The organism is Allohahella sp. A8 (genome assembly GCF_047946665.1).
Classification (GTDB): Bacteria; Pseudomonadota; Gammaproteobacteria; order Pseudomonadales; family Oleiphilaceae; genus Allohahella.
The window spans coordinates 533,456-555,745 of record NZ_CP172312.1 but is presented as its reverse complement, the minus strand read 5'-3'; the positions used below and the strand labels follow the sequence as shown (position 1 = coordinate 555,745).

Below are 22,290 nucleotides of genomic sequence, written 5' to 3'. Positions count from 1 at the left end.
CGTCGGATCAGACCGATGAAACTGGACGAGAACTGAAGGCGCTGCGGCTGCCAGTGGACTCTGAGGTTTCTAGAAAGGAGGTGAGCAGTTGCTTCTGATGCTGCGCGAAGGCATTGACGAGTTTATCTATGGTCTCGGAATCACGCTGACGCACAGCATCAATCACACCGGAAAAAAAGCTCACAGAATGTCGAAACTCCTGCGGATTTCCCTGGGTGGCCAGGAAATACATCCGACTCACAGCGAAGCGAAAATTCTGCAGTGTTTCAGTCAGAAAAGGATTGTCGGCAATCGGGATGCACAGATCCATGAGTCCGAAGCCTTCTTCAACCAATTGCTCAGCATTGATTTCAGGTTGGCTGGAGAGACGCTCGAGGTGACGAAGATGAGCTTCGATTGGTGCCAGCTCGCCATCCTGCCAGTTTCGCGCCGCCAGCTTTGCCATGGTAGCGAGCAGCGAGGCGTACATGTCGTACAGGGACTCGGCATCGCTAACGGTGAGATCAGCCACCACAGCACCACGACGGGCAAAAATATTCACCAGGTGCCGCCGCTCAAGAAGCAGGAGCGCCTCACGCACGGAACCGCGGCTGACGTTGAGTTCGGCGGCGACCTTTAGTTCCTGCACACGCTGTTTCGGCGCAAGCGCGCCGGTGATGATTTGTTGTCCGATGTACTGGGCGATCTGCTCGGCCAGGCTTTCTGCGGCCTGAAATCTCATTGATGGTTCCGATTGAAAAATTGCATGCCACTATATCACAAGGCCGAACACTTGAAAGTGCCCGCTGGCCAGTAACAGAGCGACTGCCGGCTGTGCGGCAAATTTTTGACGCAGCGCAGATGAATTTACTTGACTCCTCAATTAATTTTCGTAACAGAGACGTCAAGCCGTTATTTTAAATAGCCTTTTTGAAAGTGGCACGAAATACGCTTCTTGTACAGCAGATCGGCAACGAATCAAGTTGTTTTGCCACCAGAGAACGCGAGAACCATCATGGTTGAGAAGAATATCATCACACTTGCAAGCAGTCGCGAGCCTAGATCCCTCAAGCTCGATCGTCTTAACCAATCTCTGGTCAGGAAACTGCAGACCTCTCTCGATCTCGGCGAACTACTCAATATATTCTTTACTGAAGCTGCCGACTGGCTCGGCGTCGGCCGGATGAAATACAGTTATCAAGGTCGCAACACTACGCTGGCTCGCAACGAAAAAGCACGTCATTCGGCGAGTTACGGTCTGAAACTGGAAGGCCAGCATCTTGGTGAGCTCACGATTTTCCGTTCCAGCAAAATGAATACCGAAGAGCTGAGTGATTTCGAAAGCATGCTCTCAACCTTGATCTATCCGCTCCGCAACGCCATCAGATATCAGGCCGCTCTCGACCTGGCCATGCGCGACCCCCTTACCGGAATCGCCAATAAGATGGCGATGGATGGACAGCTTCAACGTGAGATCGCCTTGGGCTTCAGACACTCGGAGCCTATGTCGGTCATCATGCTCGATCTGGACTTCTTCAAGATGGTGAACGATACCTTCGGCCATATGGCAGGTGATGCAGTGCTCAAACAGACCGCTGTCATCATGCAGGAGGTCTGTCGGGAGTCTGACTTCCCCTTCCGTTTCGGCGGCGAAGAATTCGGTATCATCCTGCCTAAAACCGATGCCGAGGGGGCCTCCATTATTGCTGAACGACTGCGTCTGAAAATCGAGTCGCACCGCTTTTCATTCAACAGCGTAGTCATTCCCTGCACCGCCAGCTTCGGGGTCTCGTCGTATCGACCTGAAGACACTCGCTCAGATCTGCTGGCGCGCGCCGATCAGGCACTATACAAAGCGAAGCATTCTGGCCGTAACAAGGTTATGGTCGAAATGGGCTGATGTGCAGGACGGGCTCTATCGGTGACGCCCGTCATCGGCGCGATAGCTCTTTCTCGGCGCTCGCTCTCTCGCCGTCTTCGAACGTTTTTCTGGCGCCTTGATTGCAGATTTTCTCTGCGCACGGTCCACCCGCTCCTGCACTTTGGGGGCGAGTACGGTCACCGGTTTTGGCTCCAGTGACACCGCCTTATACAGTGCGCTTACTTCCTTCTGACCCAGAAAATCCCATTGCCCTGAACGCAGCCTGGAAGGGAGTGACAGGGTGCCATAGCTGACCCGCTTCAGACGGCTCACAATCACCCCCTGCGACTCCCAAAGACGTCTCACCTCGCGATTCCTGCCCTCTTTGAGGCTAACCATGAACCATTGGTTACTCGAATCGCTGGGGTTGACCTGAATGCTGTCGAATTTGGCCGGGCCATCCTCGAGCTCTACTCCAGTCTGCAAAGCGGTGATCATGGCATCATTCACCCGACCGTTCACACGGACCAGATAAGCGCGCTCGATCTCGTATGAGGGGTGCATCAGACGATTGGCCAGCTCACCATCAGTGGTCAGCAATAAAAGACCGGAAGTGTTGATATCGAGGCGACCAACCGCTATCCAGCGGCCGCTTGCAGGGCGCGGTAACTTATCGAAAACCGTAGGCCGACCCTCAGGATCGTTACGCGAGCAGATGAGCCCTTCGGGTTTATTCAGGACGAGCACCTGCACACTGGCTTCATCAGCTTTCGCCACCCTGTTGACGACGTGGCCATCGAGACGGATGACATCATCTGGACCAACTCGATCGCCAAGGCCGGCCACCTGCTGGTTAACCTTGACTCTCCCCTCGGAAATCAGGACTTCTGCCTGGCGACGTGAGGCAACACCTGCTGCTGCAAGCACTTTCTGCAGCTTTTCGGTAGCTGTTGTATTGGACGAACTGGTAGAACTCAATGGACAACTCCAGGGTCTTGTTTCAATGCATCCGTCAGGCTATCAACCAAGCCGTCTGAGGTTTCGCCTATATCGGCAATTGTCGGCAACTGCTCGAGGCTCTGCAGGTTAAAGTAATCAAGGAACTGTCTGGTGGTGCCAAGCAGGGCCGGACGACCAGGCACTTCCTTGTGTCCGATAATCTTGATCCACTCCCGTTCCTGAAGTGTTTTCACGATAGAGGAGTTCACCGCCACCCCGCGAATATCTTCGATTTCACCTCGCGTTACGGGTTGCCTATAGGCAATGATCGCGAGCGTCTCGAGTAACGCTCTGGAGTATCTTGGTGGCCGCTCGTCAAAAAGTGCCGCCACCCAGTGACTTGCAGCGACGCTGGTTTGAAAGCGATAACCACTAGCGAGCTGCTGCAATTCGACACCCCGCCCCGCATAACGTTCGCTCAAGGTATTCAGCGCGGACTGCACCTGGAGGGCGTCAGCATTAAGATCGCGCGAATTGACCAACTCAAGTAGCTGAGCAATCGACAGCGGCTTTTCGGCCGCAAAGAGCAAGGCCTCGACAATGTATTCAAGCGTCATCGGCTGCGGACTCGCTGATGGCGCTGACATAGACCTGCCCAAAGGCTTCATTCTGGGTAAGCTTGATCATATGGCTTTTCACAAGTTCTAGAACGGCTACAAAACTCACAATTACACCCGCACGCCCCTCTTCGGGAGTGAATAGTTCCGAAAAGGCGATAAAGCTGTTAGCTCCGGCTTCGCGACGGGTCTGGATCAGGTCGAGAATGCTGGCCATGCGCGACCGTGTTGACAGTTTCTCAGGCTTGATCTGATGATGCTCGAACAGGCTCGAACGGTGCAAGACGGTGCGCAGTGCCGCGAGCAGATCATCAAGCTCCACTTCGGGCAGTGGCCGATGCAGGTTGAAAACCGGCGTTTCTGCAGATGCCACCAGAAAATCCCTGTCGAGACGCGGCAGCTGATCCATATTGTCAGCCGCATTCTTGAACTGCTCATAAATCTGCAGCCGGCGTAGCAACTGGGCCCGCGGGTCGTCCTCTTCGGCCTCAACCTCCTGGCGACGTGGCAGCAGCGAACGGCTCTTGATCTCCGCCAGCATAGCCGCCATGACAAGATAATCGGCAGCGAGCTCGAAACGCAGCCCCTGCATGGCCTCGATATACTGCATGTACTGACGGGTGATATGCGTCAGGTTTATATTCAGTATATCGACGTTCTGCTTTCGAATCAGGTACAGCAGCAGATCCAGGGGACCTTCGAACTGGTCGAGGAAAATCTCAAGCGCATCAGGCGGTATATACAGATCCTGGGGCGTGTCGAGATAGGGCTCTCCATCCACGATTCCCAGTGGCAGGGCCTGTTGGCCCGACGCTGTATCGCTCAGTCGTAGCTCAGGCCCATGACCTGCCTCACTTCTTCCAGAGTCTGTTTGGCGGCATCACGTGCTCTGTCGTTACCATCGGCAATAATGCTCCGAACCAGACGCGGATCCTTCTCGAAACGCTTGGCCCGTTCACGCATTGGCTGCTGCTCATCGATGACCGCTTCGGCTACTGGCTTCTTGCATTCAATGCAGCCTATGCCAGCTGTTGTACAGCCTTCCCAGACCCAGGCCTTGGTTGAATCGGGCGAATAGACCTGGTGTAACTGCCAGACCGGACACTTCTCAGGATCACCAGGATCGGTGCGTCTGACCCGCTGCGGATCGGTCTGCATCGTCTTGATCTTCAACGCGACTTCTTCAGGGTCTTCACGGAGGCTGATGAAGTTGCCGTAGGACTTCGACATCTTGCGGCCGTCCAGGCCGGGCATTTTCGAGTCGGGTGTCAAAAGCGCCTGAGGCTCAGGCAGGATGACCTTGCCGCCGCCTTCAAGATAGCCCAGCAGCCGATCGCGGTCACTCAGCGAAATATTCTGCTGATCCCGGACCAGCGCTCGCGCTGTCTCCAGCGCAAGATCCTCGCCCTGCTCTGTGTATTTCTTACGCAGGTTGACGTAAAGCTTGGCCGTTTTCTTGCCCATCTTCTTGATGGCGGCCTCGGCCTGAGCTTCGAAATCGGGCTCACGACCGTAGATATGATTGAAGCGACGTGCGAGCTCGCGGGTCAGTTCGATATGCGAGACCTGGTCGGCGCCGACTGGCACCTGCCCCGCACGATAAATGAGAATGTCCGCACTTTGCAGCAGCGGATAGCCCAGGAATCCGTAGGTCGCCAGATCCTTTTCCTTCAGCGCTTCCTGTTGATCCTTATAGGTCGGTACACGTTCCAACCAGCCAAGCGGCGTGATCATCGACAGCAGGAGATGCAATTCAGCATGTTCTGGCACTTTCGATTGGATGAACATTGTGGCCGAACCTGGATCCACGCCAGCAGCGAGCCAGTCGACAATCATGTCCCAAACTGCACCCTGAATACCCCAGGGGGATTCATAATGAGTCGTCAGTGCATGCCAGTCTGCAGCGAAGAAAAAGCATTCATACTCGTGCTGCAGTTTTACCCAGTTCTTGAGAACCCCATGATAGTGACCGAGGTGCAACTTGCCTGTGGAGCGCATGCCCGAAAGGATGCGATTTTGCGAATCTACCGAACTCACTTGTAAACCTGTCTGATCATGGAAAGACGATATCCTGCAACAATAAAAAAAGGCGTGCAAACATCCTGTGCTTACACGCCGTTTTTTTGTGTGCTTCGTTCAGTTCAGACCACTGTTAGCAGCAGTCCGAGCCGTTTCAGCTCCAGCCTGTGGCTTTTGCCAGACCCTTACCGATATCGGCAAGTGACTTGACCGTAGTCACGCCTGCGCTTTCCAGCGCAGCAAACTTCTCCGCCGCCGTACCCTTGCCGCCAGCGATGATGGCGCCGGCATGGCCCATTCGCTTACCTGCAGGGGCAGTAACGCCAGCGATATAGGATACCACGGGCTTGGTGACATTGTGCTTGATGTACTCGGCAGCTTCTTCTTCAGCGGTGCCACCGATTTCACCGATCATCACGATCGCCTCGGTCTGTGGATCCTGTTCGAAGAGCTTGAGGATATCGATGAAGTTGCTGCCCGGAATCGGATCGCCACCAATACCGACACAGGTCGACTGGCCGTAGCCAGCATCTGTAGTCTGCTTGACCGCTTCGTAGGTCAGGGTGCCGCTTCGTGACACGATACCGACCTTGCCTGGCTTATGGATGTGACCAGGCATGATGCCGATCTTGCACTGGCCTGGTGTAATCACACCCGGGCAGTTCGGACCGATCAGTCTGACGCCGAGCTCATCGCACTTGACCTTTGCATCGAGCATGTCGAGTGTGGGCACGCCTTCGGTGATACAGATTATCAGCTTGATACCCGCGTTAGCCGCTTCAAGGATAGAGTCCTTGCAGAAAGGCGCAGGCACGTAGATAACTGAAGCTTCTGCACCAGTCTGCTCTACCGCTTCACGTACAGTGTTGAACACTGGCAGATCGAGATGGGTCTGGCCACCCTTGCCTGGCGTGACACCGCCAACCATCTTGGTGCCGTACTCGATCGCCTGCTTTGAGTGAAACGTGCCCTGTGAGCCGGTGAAGCCCTGGCAGATAACCTTCGTGTCTTTATTGATTAGTATGCTCACGCTTGACCTCCTGCAGCCTTGACCACTGAATCAGCGGCATCGGTCAGGCTCTTTGCAGCAATAATGTTGAGACCGCTGTCGGCCAGTCGCTTGGTACCGAGTTCGGCGTTGTTGCCTTCCAACCGCACGACAACCGGAATTTTCACGCCGACCTCTTCGACCGCGCCAATAATACCGTCAGCGATAAGATCGCAGCGAACGATGCCGCCGAAGATGTTGACCAGAACGGCCTTGACCTTGTCGTCAGAGAGAATGATCTTGAACGCTTCAGTCACGCGCTCCTTGGTGGCACCGCCGCCCACGTCCAGGAAGTTTGCTGGCGCGCCGCCGTGGATCTTGACGATATCCATCGTACCCATAGCCAGACCAGCGCCATTGACCATGCAGCCAATGTTGCCGTCGAGCGCCACGTAGTTCAATTCCCACTTGGCAGCGTGCGCTTCGCGCGCATCTTCCTGACTGGGATCGTGCATGTCGCGCATCTTGCCCTGACGATACATCGCATTGCTGTCTACAGTGACTTTGGCATCCAGACAATGCAGGTTGCCTTCGTTAGTAATCACCAGCGGGTTCACTTCGAGCAGCGCCAGATCGCACTCATGGAACAACTTGGAGAGTCCCATGAAGATCTTGGTGAACTGTTTGATCTGATCGCCTTCAAGACCAAGCTGGAATGCCAGGTCACGGCCCTGATAAGGCTGCGCGCCAACCAATGGATCGATAACGGCCTTCAGAATCTTTTCAGGTGTCTCTTCAGCAACCTTTTCGATTTCCACGCCGCCTTCGGTAGAGGCCATGAACACAACGCGTCGTGAACCACGATCGACCACCGCGCCAAGATAATATTCCTGGGCAATATCGGTGCAGGCTTCGACCAGGATCTTGTTGACCGGCTGACCCTTTTCGTCCGTCTGGTAGGTGACGAGATTCTTGCCGAGCCACTTCTCAGCGAACTCGCGTATCTCTTCCTTGGACTTGACCAGCTTGACGCCGCCAGCCTTGCCACGGCCACCGGCATGAACCTGCGCTTTCACAACCCATTTCGATCCGCCAATCTCATCGGCAGCGGACATGGCTTCCTGAGCCGATTCGCAGGCAAAACCCTTGGATACGGGCAGGCCGTACTGGGCGAACAGCTGCTTACCCTGATACTCATGTAGATTCATAACTCTCTTCCTTCTCCGTGGCGACGATCAGGCCGCCTGGACGTTGTGGTCACGCGGTAGGGCGCTTCTTCTTCTGTGCAATATGTATTGCGTGCCCATCGACAGCGAGGGCAGCCTCGTGGACCGCCTCCGACAGGGTCGGGTGAGCAAATACAGTCAGCGCCAGATCTTCAGCACTCGATCCAAACTCCATGGCAATGACGGCTTGAGCAATCATTTCCGAAGCTTGTGGACCGATGATGTGAACACCGACAATCCTGTCTGTCTTTTCATGAGCGATGATTTTCACCAGACCCATCGTAGCATCTGCAGCCATTGCTCGACCGTTAGCAGCAAATGGGAAGGTGCCCACCTTGTAAGGCTCACCGGCCGCTTTAAGCTGTTCTTCAGTCTTTCCCACCCAGGCAATTTCAGGGTGAGTGTAGATGACCCATGGGATGGTGTCGTAGTTCACCTGAGCCTTCTGGCCAGCGATTCGCTCCGCAACCATGATGCCCTCTTCCGAGGCCTTGTGTGCCAGCATGGGGCCGCGCACGCAATCGCCGATGGCATAGACACCCGGCACGTTTGTCATGCAGTTGTCGTCAGCGTAGATATAGCCACGCTCGTCGAGGTTGACGTTTGAGTCTGCCGACAGCAGATTTTCAGTGACTGGCCCACGACCAACAGCGACGATGAGCTTGTCGACCTTGATCTCCTGCTCGCCCTTGCTATCTGTGTACGTGACCTTGACCTTGCCGCGGCTGACTTCAGTCGCCGTGACGCGAGCACGCAGTCGGATATCAAGACCCTGCTTGGTGAACTGCTTCAGCGCATCTTTCGCGAGCTGCTGATCGACACCGGCGAGGAAGGTATCCAGCGCTTCGAGCACCACCACTTCCGATCCGAGACGCGACCACACGCTGCCGAGCTCGAGGCCGATTACACCGGCACCGATTACGCCCAGCTTCTTGGGCACTTCTTCAAAACTGAGTGCGCCTTCCGAATCGACGATGTGCTCACCAATCGGCGCTGGCGGTATCTCTATGGGCTTGGAGCCAGCAGCCAGGATAACGTTATCCGCCTCATAGACGGTGCTATTACCCTTGGCATCGGTCACTTCTACCTGCTTGTTCGACAGCAGCTTACCGAAGCCGTGGATGGCAGTAACACCATTCGATTTGAAGAGGCCGCCTATACCAGAGGTCAGATTCTTCACAATGGTATTTTTACGCTCCATCATCTTACCGATATCAACAGAGACTTCTCCCACGTTGATTCCGTGCACGTCGAAGCGATGCTGGGCATCTTCAAACTTGTGTGACGACTCCAGAAGCGCTTTTGATGGTATACAGCCGACGTTGAGGCACGTACCACCGAGAACGACCTTCCCCGCGTCATTCGACCACTTTTCCACGCAGGCGGTCTTGAGACCGAGCTGAGCCGCCTTGATAGCGGCAACATAGCCGCCTGGTCCTGATCCAATTACAATTACGTCAAATTTATCTGCCATCTGTCATTTTCCCGAATTCTAAGGTTGAGTTGGCGTCGATTGAAGGGCGTGCTCCGGATCAGATGTCCAGCAGTATGCGCGCCGGATCCTCAAGCAGCTCTTTGATGGTGACGAGGAACTGCACAGCCTCTTTACCATCAATCATGCGGTGATCATACGAGAGCGCCAGATACATCATTGGCAGGATCACCACGTTGCCATCGACCGCCATTGGTCGCTCCTGGATTTTGTGCATACCGAGAATCGCCGTCTGCGGCGGATTCAGGATAGGCGTCGACATGAGTGAACCGAATACGCCACCGTTGGAAATGGTGAAAGTGCCCCCGGTCATGTCTTCGATTGCGAGCTTGCCGTCTTTGGCCTTCTTGCCGAATTCACCGATCGACCGCTCAATATCAGCCAGTCCCATATGCTCGGCATTACGCAGTACCGGCACGACCAGACCGCGATCGCTCGAGACGGCGACGCCGATATCCTGATAACCGTGGTAGACGATATCGCTGCCATCTATGGAAGCATTCGCTGCAGGGAAGCGCTTCAAGGCTTCAGTGGCAGCTTTCACGAAGAAAGACATGAAACCAAGCTTCGTGCCGTTATGACGCTTTTCGAACTGCGCCTTGTACTGTGAACGCAGATCCATGACCGGCTTCATATTCACTTCATTGAAAGTCGTGAGCATGGCCGCGTTGTGCTGCGCTTCGAGCAGTCTGCGAGCGATACTGGCTCGAAGACGAGTCATCGGTACGCGCTTCTCGGTCCGGTCGCCTGCGGGCATATCATCGGCTGCTGCCTTTGGCTGACTTGCCGCAGCAGTAGCCGGACGCGAACCAGTGTCTGATTTCTTTTTCTCAAGATGACCGACCACGTCTTCCTTAGTCAGCCGTCCGCCTTTACCACTCGCCTCGATATCGGAGGCGTTGAGGCCATTCTCCTCGAGCATCTTCCTGGCAGCAGGGCTGGCGATGATCTCTCCATCCTGCGATATCTTTTCGCTACCATCAGCCTGATGACGAGCCTGACTTTCAGCCTTCACCGAATCATTATTCTTCGACTCGGTTTTCGCCTGACCGGCATCGGCACCGCCAGCGGTGCCGCTTGCTCCTTCCTTGAAGATTGCCAGAACCTCGGCACTCTCGACCACGGCTCCTTCATCCCTGATGATTTTCTCGATCACACCGTCTGCCGGTGCGACTACCTCGAGCACGACCTTGTCTGTCTCGATATCGACAATGAGTTCATCTCTGGAGACCTGCTCTCCAGCTTTCTTGTGCCAGGTCGCCACTACACCGTCGGCGACGGACTCTGGAAAGGTCGGAGCTTTAATTTCGATGGCCATGCGTAATCCTTAATCGTCTCTACTTGGTTGCAAAACAGCGCTTTCTGCAGGCAATCAGCCGTCGAAAGCAGTGTTCACCAGTCTTTGCTGTTCTTCGGCATGCACCTGAGCATAACCAGCAGCGGGCGAGGCAGATGCCTCCCGACCTGCATATGTCAGGTAGATCTTTTCGTGGGTCTGAGCGATCACAGACCTCATGTGATGCTGGCTGCTATACCAGGCGCCCTGATTCATGGGCTCCTCCTGACACCAGACAATCGACTTGAGGTTCTTGTACTGCATGAACACCTCCGTCAAATCGTCTTCCGGGAACGGATACAGCTGCTCGATCCTGACCAGCACAACATCATTGCGCTCATCAGCCCGACGCTTCTCAAGTAGATCATAATAGACCTTGCCGCTACACATGATGAGACGGGTAGCCTTACGCGGCTCAATCACACTATCAGTTTCGCCTATAACGGTCTGGAACTGCCCTTCAGACAGCTCTTCGAGCGTCGAAATAGCCTCACGATGACGCAACAAGGACTTCGGACTCATACAAATCAGCGGCTTACGCAATGGACGCTTAACCTGCCTACGCAACATGTGAAAAACTTGCGCAGGGGTAGAGGGTACACAGACCTGAATGTTGTGTTGCGCCGCCAACTGCAAGAAGCGCTCAAGTCTTGCTGAACTGTGCTCAGGTCCCTGCCCTTCATAGCCGTGTGGCAGAAGCATAGTCAGGCCGCACAAACGGCCCCACTTATGCTCGCCGCTAGTAATGAACTGATCAATAACGACCTGGGCGCCATTGGCAAAATCGCCGAACTGAGCTTCCCAGATGACCAGAGGGTTTGGATTGGTCGTGGAATAGCCGTATTCAAACGCCAGCACCGCCTCTTCGGACAGATAGCTATCGTAGATTTCGAACAGCGGCTGATCTGCGGAGATGTGTTTGAGTGGGATATAACTCGAGCCATCCTGCTGGTTGTGCAGCACCGCATGACGATGCGAGAAGGTACCGCGACCCACATCCTGGCCAGTCAGGCGGATGGCATGTCCTTCGTGCAGCAGGGTCGCATAGGCCATGATCTCGGCATAACCCCAGTTCATTGGGGACGCCCCCTGAGTCATTTTCTGCCTGTCTTCAAGAATCTTCGACACCTGCCGCTGGGCTGTAAACCCTTCCGGCAGCTGGTCGATCTTCCTGCCGAGCCGCTGCAGCGTCTTCATGGCAATATTGGTTTTCGCCTTCGCGGTCCACTTGTGACCCAGATACGGTGTCCAGTCAACAAACAAGGACTTGTTCGGCTCCAGCACCAGACTGCTGACAACATGGCTGCCGGCATCGAGACGATCACGATAATCGCTCTCCATTGCTTTGGCTTCATCTTCGCCGATGACGCCCTCTTCAAGCAGTTTCTGCGCATAGAGCGTTCTGGTCGTGTCTAGCGAACGGATTTTCTGGTACATGATCGGCTGGGTAGCAGCCGGCTCGTCCGCCTCATTGTGGCCTCGGCGACGATAGCAGACGAGATCGATGACAACGTCTTTCTTGAACGTATTTCGATAGTCGACAGCAACCTGCGTCACGAACAGTACTGCTTCGGGATCATCGCCGTTGACGTGAAATATCGGTGCCTGAACCATCTTGGCAATGTCGGTACAGTACTCGGTACTACGGGCGTCTTCCCGTTTGGAAGTGGTGAAGCCAACCTGGTTGTTAATGACGATATGGACCGTTCCACCAACGCCATAACCCCGGGTCTGGCTCATCTGGAAGGTTTCCATGACAACGCCTTGACCTGCGAAGGCAGCATCACCATGCATGATCACCGGCATTACCGAATCGCCCTTCCTGTCGTCTCGACGCGTCTGCCGGGCACGAACAGAGCCCACCACCACGGGTGAAACGATTTCAAGATGGGAGGGGTTGAAAGCCAGCGCCAGATGGACTTCGCCACCTGGCGTCATGACGTTGGATGAAAAGCCCTGGTGATATTTTACATCGCCACTGCCATCGTCGGTGGCGATAGAATGCTTGCCTTCAAACTCATCGAACAGCGACTTTGGATTCTTGCCGAGTGTGTTGACCAGCACGTTCAGGCGGCCACGGTGGGCCATGCCGATCACGATTTCCTTCACGTTATAAGAGCCGGCGCGTTGGATGATCTCATCAACCAGAGGAATCAGGGCTTCGCCGCCCTCGAGTCCGAAGCGCTTGGTGCCTGGATATCGTGAGCTGAGATACTTCTCAAGACCTTCAGCTGCGGTCAGGCGCTCCAGCAGATGCTTCTGCTTCTCCTGACCGAAAACCGGATGCGAGCGAACACTTTCGAGCCGCTGCTGAATCCAGCGACGCTCTTCTGTGTTGCTGACATGCATGTACTCGGTGCCGACGGTATCGCAATATGTAAACTCGAGTCCCTTGATAAGCTCACCAAGGGTCATCGTTTCTACGCCAAACCGCAGAGTGCCTGCCTGAAAAACAGTGTCTTTATCAGCCTCGTTGAGGCCGTGATAGGCAAGATCGAGATCGACTACGTGGGGTCTCGGTTGTAAAGCCAGGGGATCGAGGCTGGCCTTCTGGTGACCGAGCAGTCGGTAGGCCGTGATGAGGTTGATAACCCGAACCTGTTTTCGCTCATGCTCGGTAGTGGTCTGGTAGTCAGCCCCCCCTGTGCCACCTACGCTTGGCCTGCGTTTGGCTAGCGCTCGAAACTGATCCCGCACGACAGCGTGAGACACATCAGCTGTCTGTTTGTCGGGGTTCTGTGCCGGCAATTTATCAAAGAAGTCACGCCACTTTTCGGGAACGCTATTCGGGTTCGTCAGGTAGGATTCAAACAAATCTTCGACATAAGCCAGATTACCGCCTGCCAGGTGGGCGCTTTGCCAAAGCTCTTCCATTCTGCTTTCTTGCATATATCCGCCATTATTTTAGTGAGTGATGCCTCTGATGTGGGTCTTTCACTCGAACAACCTCGTCGGGTAGATGAGGTTAAACAGCACGTCAGACCTCTCGACCAACGTGCTCAGAATAGTCTATACAGCGAAGCGGGCAAGCGCTTGCGAACACACTGTCGGTAGCCGCAATCTCGGGTAGGAGAACAGCAGCGGCAACGACGACCGTGTGATGGGGCCTCAGGTTGCCCTGGATATCAGCATATTTCGAATATGGCCAATTGCGCGCGTTGGGTTGAGTCCCTTTGGACACACGCTCACGCAGTTCATGATGCCACGACATCTGAAGACGCTGAAGGGGTCGTCCAGCTTCGATAGTCTGTCTTCGGTCGCAGTGTCACGGCTGTCATTGAGGAAGCGATAGGCTTGCAGCAGACCAGCGGGACCAATGAACTTCTCAGGATTCCACCAGAACGACGGGCACGATGTGGAGCAACAGGCACACAGGATGCACTCATAGAGGCCGTCAAGCTTTGCCCTGTCTTCCGGGCTCTGCAGACGTTCTATGGTGGGAGCGGGCGTGTTGTTCTGCAGATAAGGCTGCACCTTCTCGTACTGCTTGTAGAAAATTGACATGTCGATGACGAGATCACGGATAACCGGGAGGCCAGGCAGTGGCCTGAGGCGAACCTGATTGTTCTCGATGATGTCAGAAATCGGTGTGACACAGGCCAGACCGTTCTTGCCGTTCATATTCATGCCATCAGAGCCGCAAACACCTTCGCGGCAGGACCGACGATACGTCAGTGAAGGATCCTTCTCCTTCAGGAGATTGAGCACGTCGAGAACCATGAGATCCTTACCTTCCGGCAACTCGATCTCGATGTCCTGCATGTACGGTTCACGATCTATTTCAGGGTTATAGCGATACACACTAACTAACATAATTCACCTCACAACTCGTGAAACGATACTCGCCAAATTTTCACTCAGCGGCGTGGTCATGAACCAGCCGCCAGACAACGTTTACTGTCTTCGCAAACCTCGTGGGCCTGCGCTACGCGTCCTAGTAGCTTCGTACCGAAGGCGGGAACGCCTCCATTGTCTTGGGGCTAAAATTGACATCACGCTTGCGCACTGACCGATCTTCGGCGAAGTACAGCGAATGCTTAAGCCAGTTCTCGTCATCACGTTCGGTATAGTCGTTCCGCGCATGCGCGCCGCGGCTTTCCTTGCGCGCCTCTGCCGGGATCGCCGTAGCCAGAGCCACCTCGTAAAGGTTCTCCAGCTCAAGTGCCTCGATACGAGCTGTATTGAAGGCATTCGACTTATCCTGGAGATGCAGGTTGGCGACGCGCTCACCGATCTCATCGAGCTTCTTCAGACCAATCTGCATCTTGTCGCCATCGCGGAATACGCCGAAATACAACTGCATGCAGTTTTGCAGATCCTTCTTCACCTGGGCGACTGACTCACCGCCAGTGCTTGCGTTCAAACGATTGTAACGGGAGAACGCCGCATCGATATCTGACTGTGACGGATCATCCGCACTGTAGCCACCGCGCAGCTGCTCTTCGATGTGCAGGCCAGCAGCCCGGCCGAAGACAACGAGGTCGAGCAGACTGTTTCCGCCCAGACGATTCGCACCGTGAACCGATACGCAAGCGGCTTCGCCAACTGCAAAGAGGCCATCAATAGACTGGTCCTTACCGTTTGCATCCTGAGTCAGAGCCTGACCACCGATGTTGGTTGGCACGCCACCCATCATGTAGTGACATGTCGGTACTACCGGGATCGGGTCCTTGGCAGGGTCGACATGCGCAAAGGTCTTCGCAAGCTCGACAATACCTGGCAGACGCAGGTTGAGCGTTTCTGCACCCAGATGATCGAGCTTGAGCATGACGTGATCTTTGTCAGGACCGCAACCACGTCCTTCCAGAATTTCCAGAATCATTGAGCGGGCGACGACGTCGCGACCGGCAAGATCCTTGGCGTTGGGCGCGTAGCGCTCCATGAAGCGCTCGCCCTCGCTGTTTATAAGGTAGCCACCTTCTCCGCGACAGCCTTCTGTGACGAGCGTACCAGCACCGTGGATACCGGTTGGATGGAACTGCCACATCTCCATATCCTGTCCCGGCACGCCTGCACGCAGGGCCATTGCAGTACCGTCACCACTATTAATGAGTGCGTTAGTGGTCGAAGCATAGATACGGCCGGCACCACCTGTTGCCAGGACCGTTGCCTTGGCACGAATGAATACAGTCTCACCCGTCTCGATACAGATCGCGGTCACGCCTGTAATCTTGCCGGCCGCATTCTTGACGAGATCGATGGCATACCACTCGTTCAGGAACGATGTACCACCTTTCAGATTGCCCTGGTACAAGGTGTGCAACAGTGCGTGACCAGTTCGGTCCGCAGCAGCACAGGTTCGAGCAGCCTGACCGCCCTTGCCGAAATCCTTTGACTGACCGCCGAACGGACGCTGATAAATACGCCCCTGCTCAGTACGTGAGAAAGGCAACCCCATGTGCTCGAGCTCGAATACAGCCTGCGGCCCTACTGAACACATGTATTCAATGGCATCCTGGTCACCGATATAGTCGGAACCCTTGACGGTATCGTACATGTGCCAGCGCCAATCATCATTCGGATCGGCACTCGCAATGGCACAGGTGATGCCGCCCTGGGCGGATACGGTATGGGATCGTGTTGGAAAGACCTTCGTTATACAGGCTGTGTTCAGGCCTGACTGAGTCAATTGAAGCGCGGCTCGCATACCTGAACCGCCGCCCCCCACTACGATTGCGTCGTACTTAAGCGTTCTTACTGCTGCCATATTCAAAGTCCCCAGAGAATTTGTACGCCCCAAACCACATAGACGAAGAGAACTATGCCTCCCAGTGCCTGCGCAATAAATTTGACGAACCCGTTATGAAGATAATCTGTAGCAACGGTCCACATGCCGATCCAGGCATGGGCGCCTAAGGCGATGAGGGCGAGCAGTGAAAAAATGCGCATCCATGTCGCTTCAAACAAGGCTTTCCATTCGAGATAATTGATATCGCCAGTAACAACGACATATCCGAAGAGGAAGATGGTATAGACGCCGAGAATAACCGCTGTCACGCGCTGGACTATCCAGTCGTACGGGCCGCTTCGACCAAAGTTGGTGATAGTAGTTACCATACGACGACTCCAGCAAGAACGATAAGAATGATGGAAATGGCAATGCTGACCTTGGCTCCAATAGTTGCGCCTTCCATGGTCTCCATATAACCCATATCCTGGATCAGGTGCTTGATCCCGGACACCAGGTGATAGAGCAGTGCGGAAAGGATGCCCCACACCACGAACTTGACGAAAAAGCCATCCATCCAGCCTTCGACGCGGGCGAATGATTCGCTACTTTCAAGTGACGAGTCCAGTAGGTACAGCAAAACGCCCAGCATCACGAAGATGATCACACCGCTGATTCTGAAAAGAATCGAGGTGATGGCCGGAAGGGGGAAGTGGAACTTCGTGAGATCGAGGTTGACCGGTCTGTTTCTATTCACAGTGTGTAGCACCTTTGAATACTTTGCCCTGTAGGGGGCCGTGTGAAGCGAGGAAGCGTGTGACTCCGAAACACAGCGGGTTGGTTTCGGGCGCATAGTATATGGGGGCATGCATCACATTACAATTGAGATACGGCCCGATTCGGCTTAAGGATTGAATATGCAAGCATATGCATCGATGCGGTGCTCGAAGGCAGCCCGCGCACCAAAATCGAGCGAGGTCATACAAATGCAAGAAAGGGCTTATCAATTGATGATCAAGTCATTAGTATAAGCGCCTATCCACAGCCTCGGTCGTTTTTAGCCTCTCAAAGAGCGGGTGTACGACCGAGTGAAGCCGGATGCATCCGCATCTAATCTACTGCGTCGGGCAGACGGACTGACCGGCCATGTACAGTAACGGGAGTCGTCCATGACGGATAAGCACGCCACACTCAAAGTTGATGGCAAAGAGATTGATTTACCAATGTATTCGGGCACGACCGGCCCTGATGTCGTCGACGTCCGCTCCCTGGTTCAGCAGGGGCTGTTTACCTACGACCCCGGATTTGTGTCCACTGCTGCCTGCGAATCGAAGATCACCTTCATCGATGGCACGAACGGCGTATTGCTGCATCGTGGATACCCCATAGAACAGCTTGCGCAGCATTCAGATTACCTTGAGACCTGCTACCTGCTTATCCACGGCGAACTGCCTTCCAGCGAAGAGCTCGGCCACTTCAAGTCCATGGTCAAGAACCATACGATGGTGCACGAGCAGCTGAATCATTTCTTCAATGGTTTCCGTCGTGACGCGCATCCGATGGCGATCATGTGTGGTGTGGTGGGTGCGCTTTCAGCCTTCTATCACGACACCATGGATTCCACGGATGAGAAGCATCGTGAAATCGCGGCATTCCGCCTGATTGCGAAGATGCCGACGCTGGCGGCCATGTGCTACAAGTACTCGATCGGCCAGCCCTTCATGTACCCGCGGAACGATCTGGACTACGCGGCAAACTTTCTGTACATGATGTTCGGAACCCCATGCGAAGAGTTCGTGGTCAATCCGGTTCTTGCCAAGGCCATGGACAAGATATTCCTCCTCCACGCCGACCATGAACAGAACGCCTCCACGTCTACCGTCCGCCTCGCCGGCTCATCAGGGGCCAACGTATTCGCCTGTATTGCTTCAGGTATTGCAGCCTTGTGGGGACCTGCCCACGGCGGTGCCAACGAAGCCGTGCTGAGCATGCTGATGGAGATTGAAGACGAGTCGCGCATTCCCGAGTTCATAGAGCGCGCCAAGGATAAGGACGATTCGTTCCGTCTGATGGGCTTTGGTCACCGCGTCTACAAGAACTTCGACCCACGCGCCAAGGTTATGAAGGAATCCTGCGACCAGGTGCTTCAGGAGCTCGGCCTCGAAGATGACCCACTGTTCAAGATTGCCCGACGTCTCGAGCAGATCGCGCTTGAAGATCCTTACTTCGTCGAGCGCAAGCTGTATCCAAACGTCGACTTCTACTCCGGCATTATTCTGCGCGCGATCGGCATTCCTGTCTCCATGTTCACTGTTATCTTTGCGATGGCGCGAACTGTTGGCTGGTACTCCCACTGGAACGAGATGGTAAGCACCGACTATCGAATCGGCCGCCCACGCCAGCTCTATACCGGCGCTACCAAGCGCGACTATCCCGGCTGATCGCCAATGGCTGACACCGACCTGCAGAACAGCGAAGACAGGCAGGTCTGCTTCATAGGACTAGGCGTGATGGGCGCACCTATGGCAGGCCACCTGGCGCGAGCTGGTCTGCAGCTTGCGGTGTACAATCGCAGCCGAGCGAAAGCGGAGAACTGGCTGAAAGAGCACCCGGGACACCGTTTCGTCAGCCTTTTGGAAGCCAGGCAGTTGAACACGGTCGTGTCCTGTGTCGGTAATGACAGCGATCTTGCGGATCTGTATCTTGGGAACGAAGGTCTGCTGGCGCATCTGTCGCCTGGCGCCCTCGTCATCGATCATACAACCGCTTCTGCCGATATTGCCCGGCAGCTGAATTCAGCTGCTGAAGCACGCGGCATCATGTTTATCGACGCCCCTGTCTCCGGTGGCCAGCAAGGCGCCATTAATGGCACGCTCACGGTGATGTGCGGTGGCAGCGAACAGCATTTCGAAAAGGCGGAAACCGTTATCCGGCATTACGCCAGGATGGTCCGCCTGCTCGGCCCGGCCGGCTCTGGCCAGTTGACCAAAATGGCTAATCAGATTGCCATTGCTGGCTTGATAGAAAGTCTCGCCGAATCCATTCACTTCGCCACGGCAGCCGGCCTGGATCCCCATGCTGTAATCGATGTGATTTCCAAAGGTGCAGCCCAATCCTGGCAGATGGAAAACCGCCATGACAGCATGATTCGTGGTGAGTACAACCACGGTTTTGCAGTAGATCTAATGCGGAAGGATCTGGCTATCTGCCTCGAGGAGGCGCGGCGCAACGGCGCGCGCTTGCCGGTCGCTGCACTGGTCGATCAGTTTTATGCTGAGGTCCAGCAGCAGGGTGGTGGCCGCTGGGACACCTCAAGTCTGCTCAGCAGGTTTGCCCCACAGAAAAACTGAGGCTGTCAGCGCCGGGCTAATGGGCCCGACCCTGACAAGGCCCCTGCTCTGGCATCAGCTTTTGACCGTCCACTTGCTACCCGAATAGTACGCAGCCCAGCCACTTGGTTTGCCGTCATCCTTCTCCGACATCACGTACTGCTCCTTGGTCTTTCGACTGAAACGAATGACTGCCGGGCGGCCTTCTGGATCCTTGGTCGGCGCTTTCATCAGGTAGGCGTACTTCGGGTCTATTTCGTTCTTGTGCGGCAGCAGCTCACTCACCAGGGGCGCACGCGTCTCACGATTCTTGGGAAACTGACTCGCAGCAAGAAAGAGGCCCGATGCGCCGTCGCGAAGCACGTAGTGATCGTCCACCTTACTACATTTGAGCTCCGGCATTTGGACGGGATCCATTTTCGGTGGCGCAGGGTCACCGTTCCGTAACAGCTTGCGGGTATTCTTGCAGTCTTCTGCGGTACAACCAAAGTATTTGCCGAAGCGACCATTCTTGAGCTGCATTTCTGCACCGCATTTATCGCATTCGAGGCTGGGCCCTTCATAGCCCTTAATCTTGTAGTGACCTTCCTCGACCTCATAGCCCGGACAATCGGGATTGTTGCCGCACACGTGCAGCTTACGGTGCTCGTCGATCAGATAGTTGTCCATAGCCGTAGAGCAGATCGGGCAACGACGCTTCTCCCGCTGCGCCTGCGCTTCGGCCTCATCATCATCGGCTGCGATGGCCTCATCGCCGGGTGTAAGATTCAGGGTCGTCTTGCAGCGCTCCTTTGGCGGGAGGCTATAGCCTGAGCAACCGAGAAAAACACCTGTGCTTGCAGTTCTTATCTGCATGGGCCGAGCGCAGGTCGGACAGGCGATACTCGTAGGCACCGCTTCGTTTGCACGCATACCGGATTCTGCCGATTCTGCATGCTCCAGATTCTGGCTGAACTGGGAGTAGAACTCGTCGAGAACAGTCTTCCAGCTAAGCTTGCCACTGGCGATGGCGTCAAGACGCTCTTCCATGCTGGCGGTGAAGCCATAGCTCATGAGATCCTTGAAGGATTCAGATAGGCGGTCGGTCACGATATCGCCCATCTTCTCCGCGAAGAACCGCTTATTCTCGAGACGTACGTAGCCCCGGTCCTGAATGGTAGAGATGATGGAGGCGTAGGTAGATGGGCGACCTATGCCCTGCTTCTCGAGCTCCTTGACCAGCGTGGCTTCCGTAAAGCGCGCAGTAGGCTTGGTAAAATGCTGAGACGGCTTGAGCGCTTCCAGATCCAGAACATCACCCTGCTTGAACGGCGGGAGCTGCGCATCCTCATCTTTCTTGACCACGAGCGGCAGCACCTTGAGGAAACCCGGGAACTCCATGACCCGACCGCGAGTCCTGAGCTCGAACTGCCCGGCTTCCACAACGAGCGTTGTGCTCTGGAAACGGGCGCTCTCCATCTGACAGGCCACGAACTGCTTCCAGATCAGGGTATACAGACGCTCAGCGTCCCTCTCAAGGCTTTGTAGCTGATCGCCACGGATGTTTACGTCCGTCGGCCGGATCGCTTCGTGCGCCTCCTGAGCGCCTTCCTTGCTGCTGTAGACTCTCGGCGCATCCGGGCAATAGGCCTTACCGTATTCGCCAATGATGTAATCCCGCACCGTGGCTACAGCATCGGCAGACAGGTTGGTCGAATCCGTTCGCATATAGGTGATGTAGCCCGCTTCATACAGCTTCTGAGCAAGACGCATGGTCTTGCTAACGCTGAAGCCGAGACGATTGCTGGCGCCCTGCTGCAGTGTAGAGGTAATGAAGGGCGCAGAAGGCTTCGACTGGGTCGGCTTGTCTTCGCGCTTGGCGATCTTGTAGCCAGCGCTCTCGAGCTGAGCCTGGAAGGCTTCAGATTCGGCGCGGGTGCGTGGGCGATAAGCCTTGCCATCTACTCGCGTGACTTCGAACTGGGCCTGCGCACGAGTTCGCTTGCCCTCGCCCGCCATGGTATCAGTAACTTCGCCTGCGAGATCGGCGTGCATCTGCCAGTATTCTTCGGGAACGAACGCTCTGATTTCACGCTCACGCTCGACGATCAGCTTGACGGCAACCGACTGCACCCGACCCGCAGACAGACCGCGGGCGATTTTCGCCCACAGCAGCGGCGACACCATGAAACCGACAACGCGATCCAGGAAGCGTCGAGCCTGTTGAGCGTTGACGCGGTCGATATTGAGCGTACCTGGCTCCTTGAACGCGTCGGAAATGGCATTTTTAGTGATTTCATTGAAGACAACCCGCCTGAAGCGCTCATCCTCACCACCTATGAGTTCCCGCAGGTGCCAGGCTATCGCCTCCCCCTCGCGGTCAAGATCCGTTGCGAGATAAATGTGGTCTGCCGACTTCGCGAGCCGCTTGAGCTCTTCGACCACCTTCTCCTTGCCAGGCAGGACCTCATACTCGGCTTCCCAATCGTGCTCCGGATCCACGCCCATCCGTGCAAAGAGCTGCCGCTTGGCCTTGGCTTTCTTTTCAGAATCGGACAGGGACTTGGCGGCAACAGGCTTCTTCTTGCCCGTCGTCTTCTTGTCGCTCTTGCTCGCGCCCGTCGGTAAATCACGAACGTGGCCGACACTGGATTTGACGATGAAATCAGGCCCAAGGTACTTGTTTATGGTTTTGGCTTTTGCAGGCGACTCTACTATGACGAGTGATTTGGCCATTCAGAAACTGGTCTCTTAATTCGATTTGGCGTCATATATAAGGTGTTGGCCTGTAATAATCAAGCATACCCGCGGATTCGGGACTAAGCTTGAGTTACCTCAATTGCTTGTTTTTCGTGCC

At 55.2% G+C, this 22,290-nt stretch carries 18 protein-coding genes; 3 read left to right on the top strand and 15 right to left on the bottom strand.

What is annotated here, in order from left to right:
* Positions 1-7: 7 nt before the first annotated feature.
* Positions 8-721 (bottom strand): GntR family transcriptional regulator, encoded by a 714-nt coding sequence (locus ACH3PB_RS02555; protein WP_416397921.1) that lies wholly within the window; start codon positions 719-721, stop codon positions 8-10.
* Between the two features lie 273 nt (positions 722-994).
* Between ACH3PB_RS02555 and ACH3PB_RS02550 the strand changes: the two genes are divergently transcribed.
* On the top strand, positions 995-1,879 hold the full coding sequence (locus tag ACH3PB_RS02550) for a GGDEF domain-containing protein (protein WP_416397920.1): 885 nt from the start codon (positions 995-997) through the stop codon (positions 1,877-1,879).
* A gap of 15 nt (positions 1,880-1,894) precedes the next feature.
* Here the strand turns inward: ACH3PB_RS02550 and rluB are convergent, their stop codons facing one another.
* The 13 genes from rluB to sdhC form a co-directional block, all read right to left on the bottom strand.
* Complete coding sequence (gene rluB / locus ACH3PB_RS02545) at positions 1,895-2,818, bottom strand: 23S rRNA pseudouridine(2605) synthase RluB (RefSeq protein ID WP_416397919.1); 924 nt, start codon at positions 2,816-2,818, stop codon at positions 1,895-1,897.
* Positions 2,815-3,396, bottom strand: a complete 582-nt coding sequence (gene scpB / locus ACH3PB_RS02540; RefSeq protein WP_416397918.1) for an SMC-Scp complex subunit ScpB — start codon at positions 3,394-3,396, stop codon at positions 2,815-2,817. The genes rluB and scpB overlap by 4 nt, the downstream gene beginning before the upstream one ends.
* On the bottom strand, positions 3,386-4,177 hold the full coding sequence (locus ACH3PB_RS02535) for a segregation and condensation protein A (protein ID WP_416397917.1): 792 nt from the start codon (positions 4,175-4,177) through the stop codon (positions 3,386-3,388). Before ACH3PB_RS02535 ends, scpB begins: the two co-directional genes overlap by 11 nt.
* A 41-nt stretch (positions 4,178-4,218) precedes the next feature.
* Positions 4,219-5,394, bottom strand: a complete 1,176-nt coding sequence (locus ACH3PB_RS02530) for a tryptophan--tRNA ligase (protein ID WP_416399511.1) — start codon at positions 5,392-5,394, stop codon at positions 4,219-4,221.
* A gap of 175 nt (positions 5,395-5,569) precedes the next feature.
* Positions 5,570-6,445 (bottom strand): succinate--CoA ligase subunit alpha, encoded by an 876-nt coding sequence (sucD, locus tag ACH3PB_RS02525; protein ID WP_416397916.1) that lies wholly within the window; start codon positions 6,443-6,445, stop codon positions 5,570-5,572.
* On the bottom strand, positions 6,442-7,611 hold the full coding sequence (gene sucC, locus ACH3PB_RS02520) for an ADP-forming succinate--CoA ligase subunit beta (RefSeq protein ID WP_416397914.1): 1,170 nt from the start codon (positions 7,609-7,611) through the stop codon (positions 6,442-6,444). The genes sucD and sucC overlap by 4 nt, the downstream gene beginning before the upstream one ends.
* Positions 7,612-7,660: 49 nt before the next feature.
* Complete coding sequence (lpdA, locus tag ACH3PB_RS02515) at positions 7,661-9,103, bottom strand: dihydrolipoyl dehydrogenase (protein ID WP_416397913.1); 1,443 nt, start codon at positions 9,101-9,103, stop codon at positions 7,661-7,663.
* Between the two features lie 58 nt (positions 9,104-9,161).
* A complete protein-coding gene (odhB, locus tag ACH3PB_RS02510; protein ID WP_416397911.1) occupies positions 9,162-10,439 on the bottom strand; it encodes a 2-oxoglutarate dehydrogenase complex dihydrolipoyllysine-residue succinyltransferase in 1,278 nt (425 codons plus the stop codon).
* A gap of 54 nt (positions 10,440-10,493) precedes the next feature.
* Entirely contained in the window at positions 10,494-13,346 is a 2,853-nt protein-coding gene (locus ACH3PB_RS02505; RefSeq protein ID WP_416397909.1) for a 2-oxoglutarate dehydrogenase E1 component, read from the bottom strand.
* Between the two features lie 219 nt (positions 13,347-13,565).
* Positions 13,566-14,270, bottom strand: a complete 705-nt coding sequence (locus ACH3PB_RS02500; RefSeq protein WP_416397907.1) for a succinate dehydrogenase iron-sulfur subunit — start codon at positions 14,268-14,270, stop codon at positions 13,566-13,568.
* A gap of 121 nt (positions 14,271-14,391) precedes the next feature.
* Complete coding sequence (gene sdhA / locus ACH3PB_RS02495; protein ID WP_416397906.1) at positions 14,392-16,164, bottom strand: succinate dehydrogenase flavoprotein subunit; 1,773 nt, start codon at positions 16,162-16,164, stop codon at positions 14,392-14,394.
* Positions 16,165-16,166: 2 nt separating this feature from the next.
* Positions 16,167-16,514 (bottom strand): succinate dehydrogenase, hydrophobic membrane anchor protein, encoded by a 348-nt coding sequence (gene sdhD / locus ACH3PB_RS02490; RefSeq protein ID WP_416397904.1) that lies wholly within the window; start codon positions 16,512-16,514, stop codon positions 16,167-16,169.
* Positions 16,508-16,882 carry a succinate dehydrogenase, cytochrome b556 subunit gene (gene sdhC / locus ACH3PB_RS02485; protein ID WP_416397902.1) on the bottom strand — a complete coding sequence of 125 codons (375 nt, stop codon included), beginning with the start codon at positions 16,880-16,882 and terminating at the stop codon, positions 16,508-16,510. Before sdhC ends, sdhD begins: the two co-directional genes overlap by 7 nt.
* Before the next feature lie 412 nt (positions 16,883-17,294).
* Here sdhC and gltA point away from each other — a divergent pair, with 412 nt between their 5' ends.
* Positions 17,295-18,566, top strand: a complete 1,272-nt coding sequence (gene gltA, locus ACH3PB_RS02480) for a citrate synthase (protein ID WP_416397900.1) — start codon at positions 17,295-17,297, stop codon at positions 18,564-18,566.
* A 6-nt stretch (positions 18,567-18,572) separates the two neighbouring features.
* Positions 18,573-19,475 (top strand): NAD(P)-dependent oxidoreductase, encoded by a 903-nt coding sequence (locus tag ACH3PB_RS02475; RefSeq protein WP_416397899.1) that lies wholly within the window; start codon positions 18,573-18,575, stop codon positions 19,473-19,475.
* A 54-nt stretch (positions 19,476-19,529) separates the two neighbouring features.
* Here the strand turns inward: ACH3PB_RS02475 and topA are convergent, their stop codons facing one another.
* Positions 19,530-22,169: a type I DNA topoisomerase gene (gene topA, locus ACH3PB_RS02470; protein WP_416397898.1), complete on the bottom strand. Its 2,640-nt coding sequence runs from the start codon at positions 22,167-22,169 to the stop codon at positions 19,530-19,532.
* Positions 22,170-22,290 lie beyond the last annotated feature (121 nt).

Excerpts from the sequence above, each read along its gene's own strand:
- ACH3PB_RS02555 (WP_416397921.1), bottom strand. The coding sequence starts at position 721 with ATGAGATTTCAGGCCGCAGAAAGCCTGGCCGAGCAGATCGCCCAGTAC.
- ACH3PB_RS02550 (WP_416397920.1), top strand. The coding sequence starts at position 995 with ATGGTTGAGAAGAATATCATCACACTTGCAAGCAGTCGCGAGCCTAGA.
- scpB (WP_416397918.1), bottom strand. The coding sequence starts at position 3,396 with ATGACGCTTGAATACATTGTCGAGGCCTTGCTCTTTGCGGCCGAAAAG.
- ACH3PB_RS02530 (WP_416399511.1), bottom strand. The coding sequence starts at position 5,394 with ATGCGCTCCACAGGCAAGTTGCACCTCGGTCACTATCATGGGGTTCTC.
- sucC (WP_416397914.1), bottom strand. The coding sequence starts at position 7,611 with ATGAATCTACATGAGTATCAGGGTAAGCAGCTGTTCGCCCAGTACGGC.
- lpdA (WP_416397913.1), bottom strand. The coding sequence starts at position 9,103 with ATGGCAGATAAATTTGACGTAATTGTAATTGGATCAGGACCAGGCGGC.
- odhB (WP_416397911.1), bottom strand. The coding sequence starts at position 10,439 with ATGGCCATCGAAATTAAAGCTCCGACCTTTCCAGAGTCCGTCGCCGAC.
- ACH3PB_RS02505 (WP_416397909.1), bottom strand. The coding sequence starts at position 13,346 with ATGCAAGAAAGCAGAATGGAAGAGCTTTGGCAAAGCGCCCACCTGGCA.
- ACH3PB_RS02500 (WP_416397907.1), bottom strand. The coding sequence starts at position 14,270 with ATGTTAGTTAGTGTGTATCGCTATAACCCTGAAATAGATCGTGAACCG.
- sdhA (WP_416397906.1), bottom strand. The coding sequence starts at position 16,164 with ATGGCAGCAGTAAGAACGCTTAAGTACGACGCAATCGTAGTGGGGGGC.
- sdhD (WP_416397904.1), bottom strand. The coding sequence starts at position 16,514 with ATGGTAACTACTATCACCAACTTTGGTCGAAGCGGCCCGTACGACTGG.
- gltA (WP_416397900.1), top strand. The coding sequence starts at position 17,295 with ATGACGGATAAGCACGCCACACTCAAAGTTGATGGCAAAGAGATTGAT.
- ACH3PB_RS02475 (WP_416397899.1), top strand. The coding sequence starts at position 18,573 with ATGGCTGACACCGACCTGCAGAACAGCGAAGACAGGCAGGTCTGCTTC.
- topA (WP_416397898.1), bottom strand. The coding sequence starts at position 22,169 with ATGGCCAAATCACTCGTCATAGTAGAGTCGCCTGCAAAAGCCAAAACC.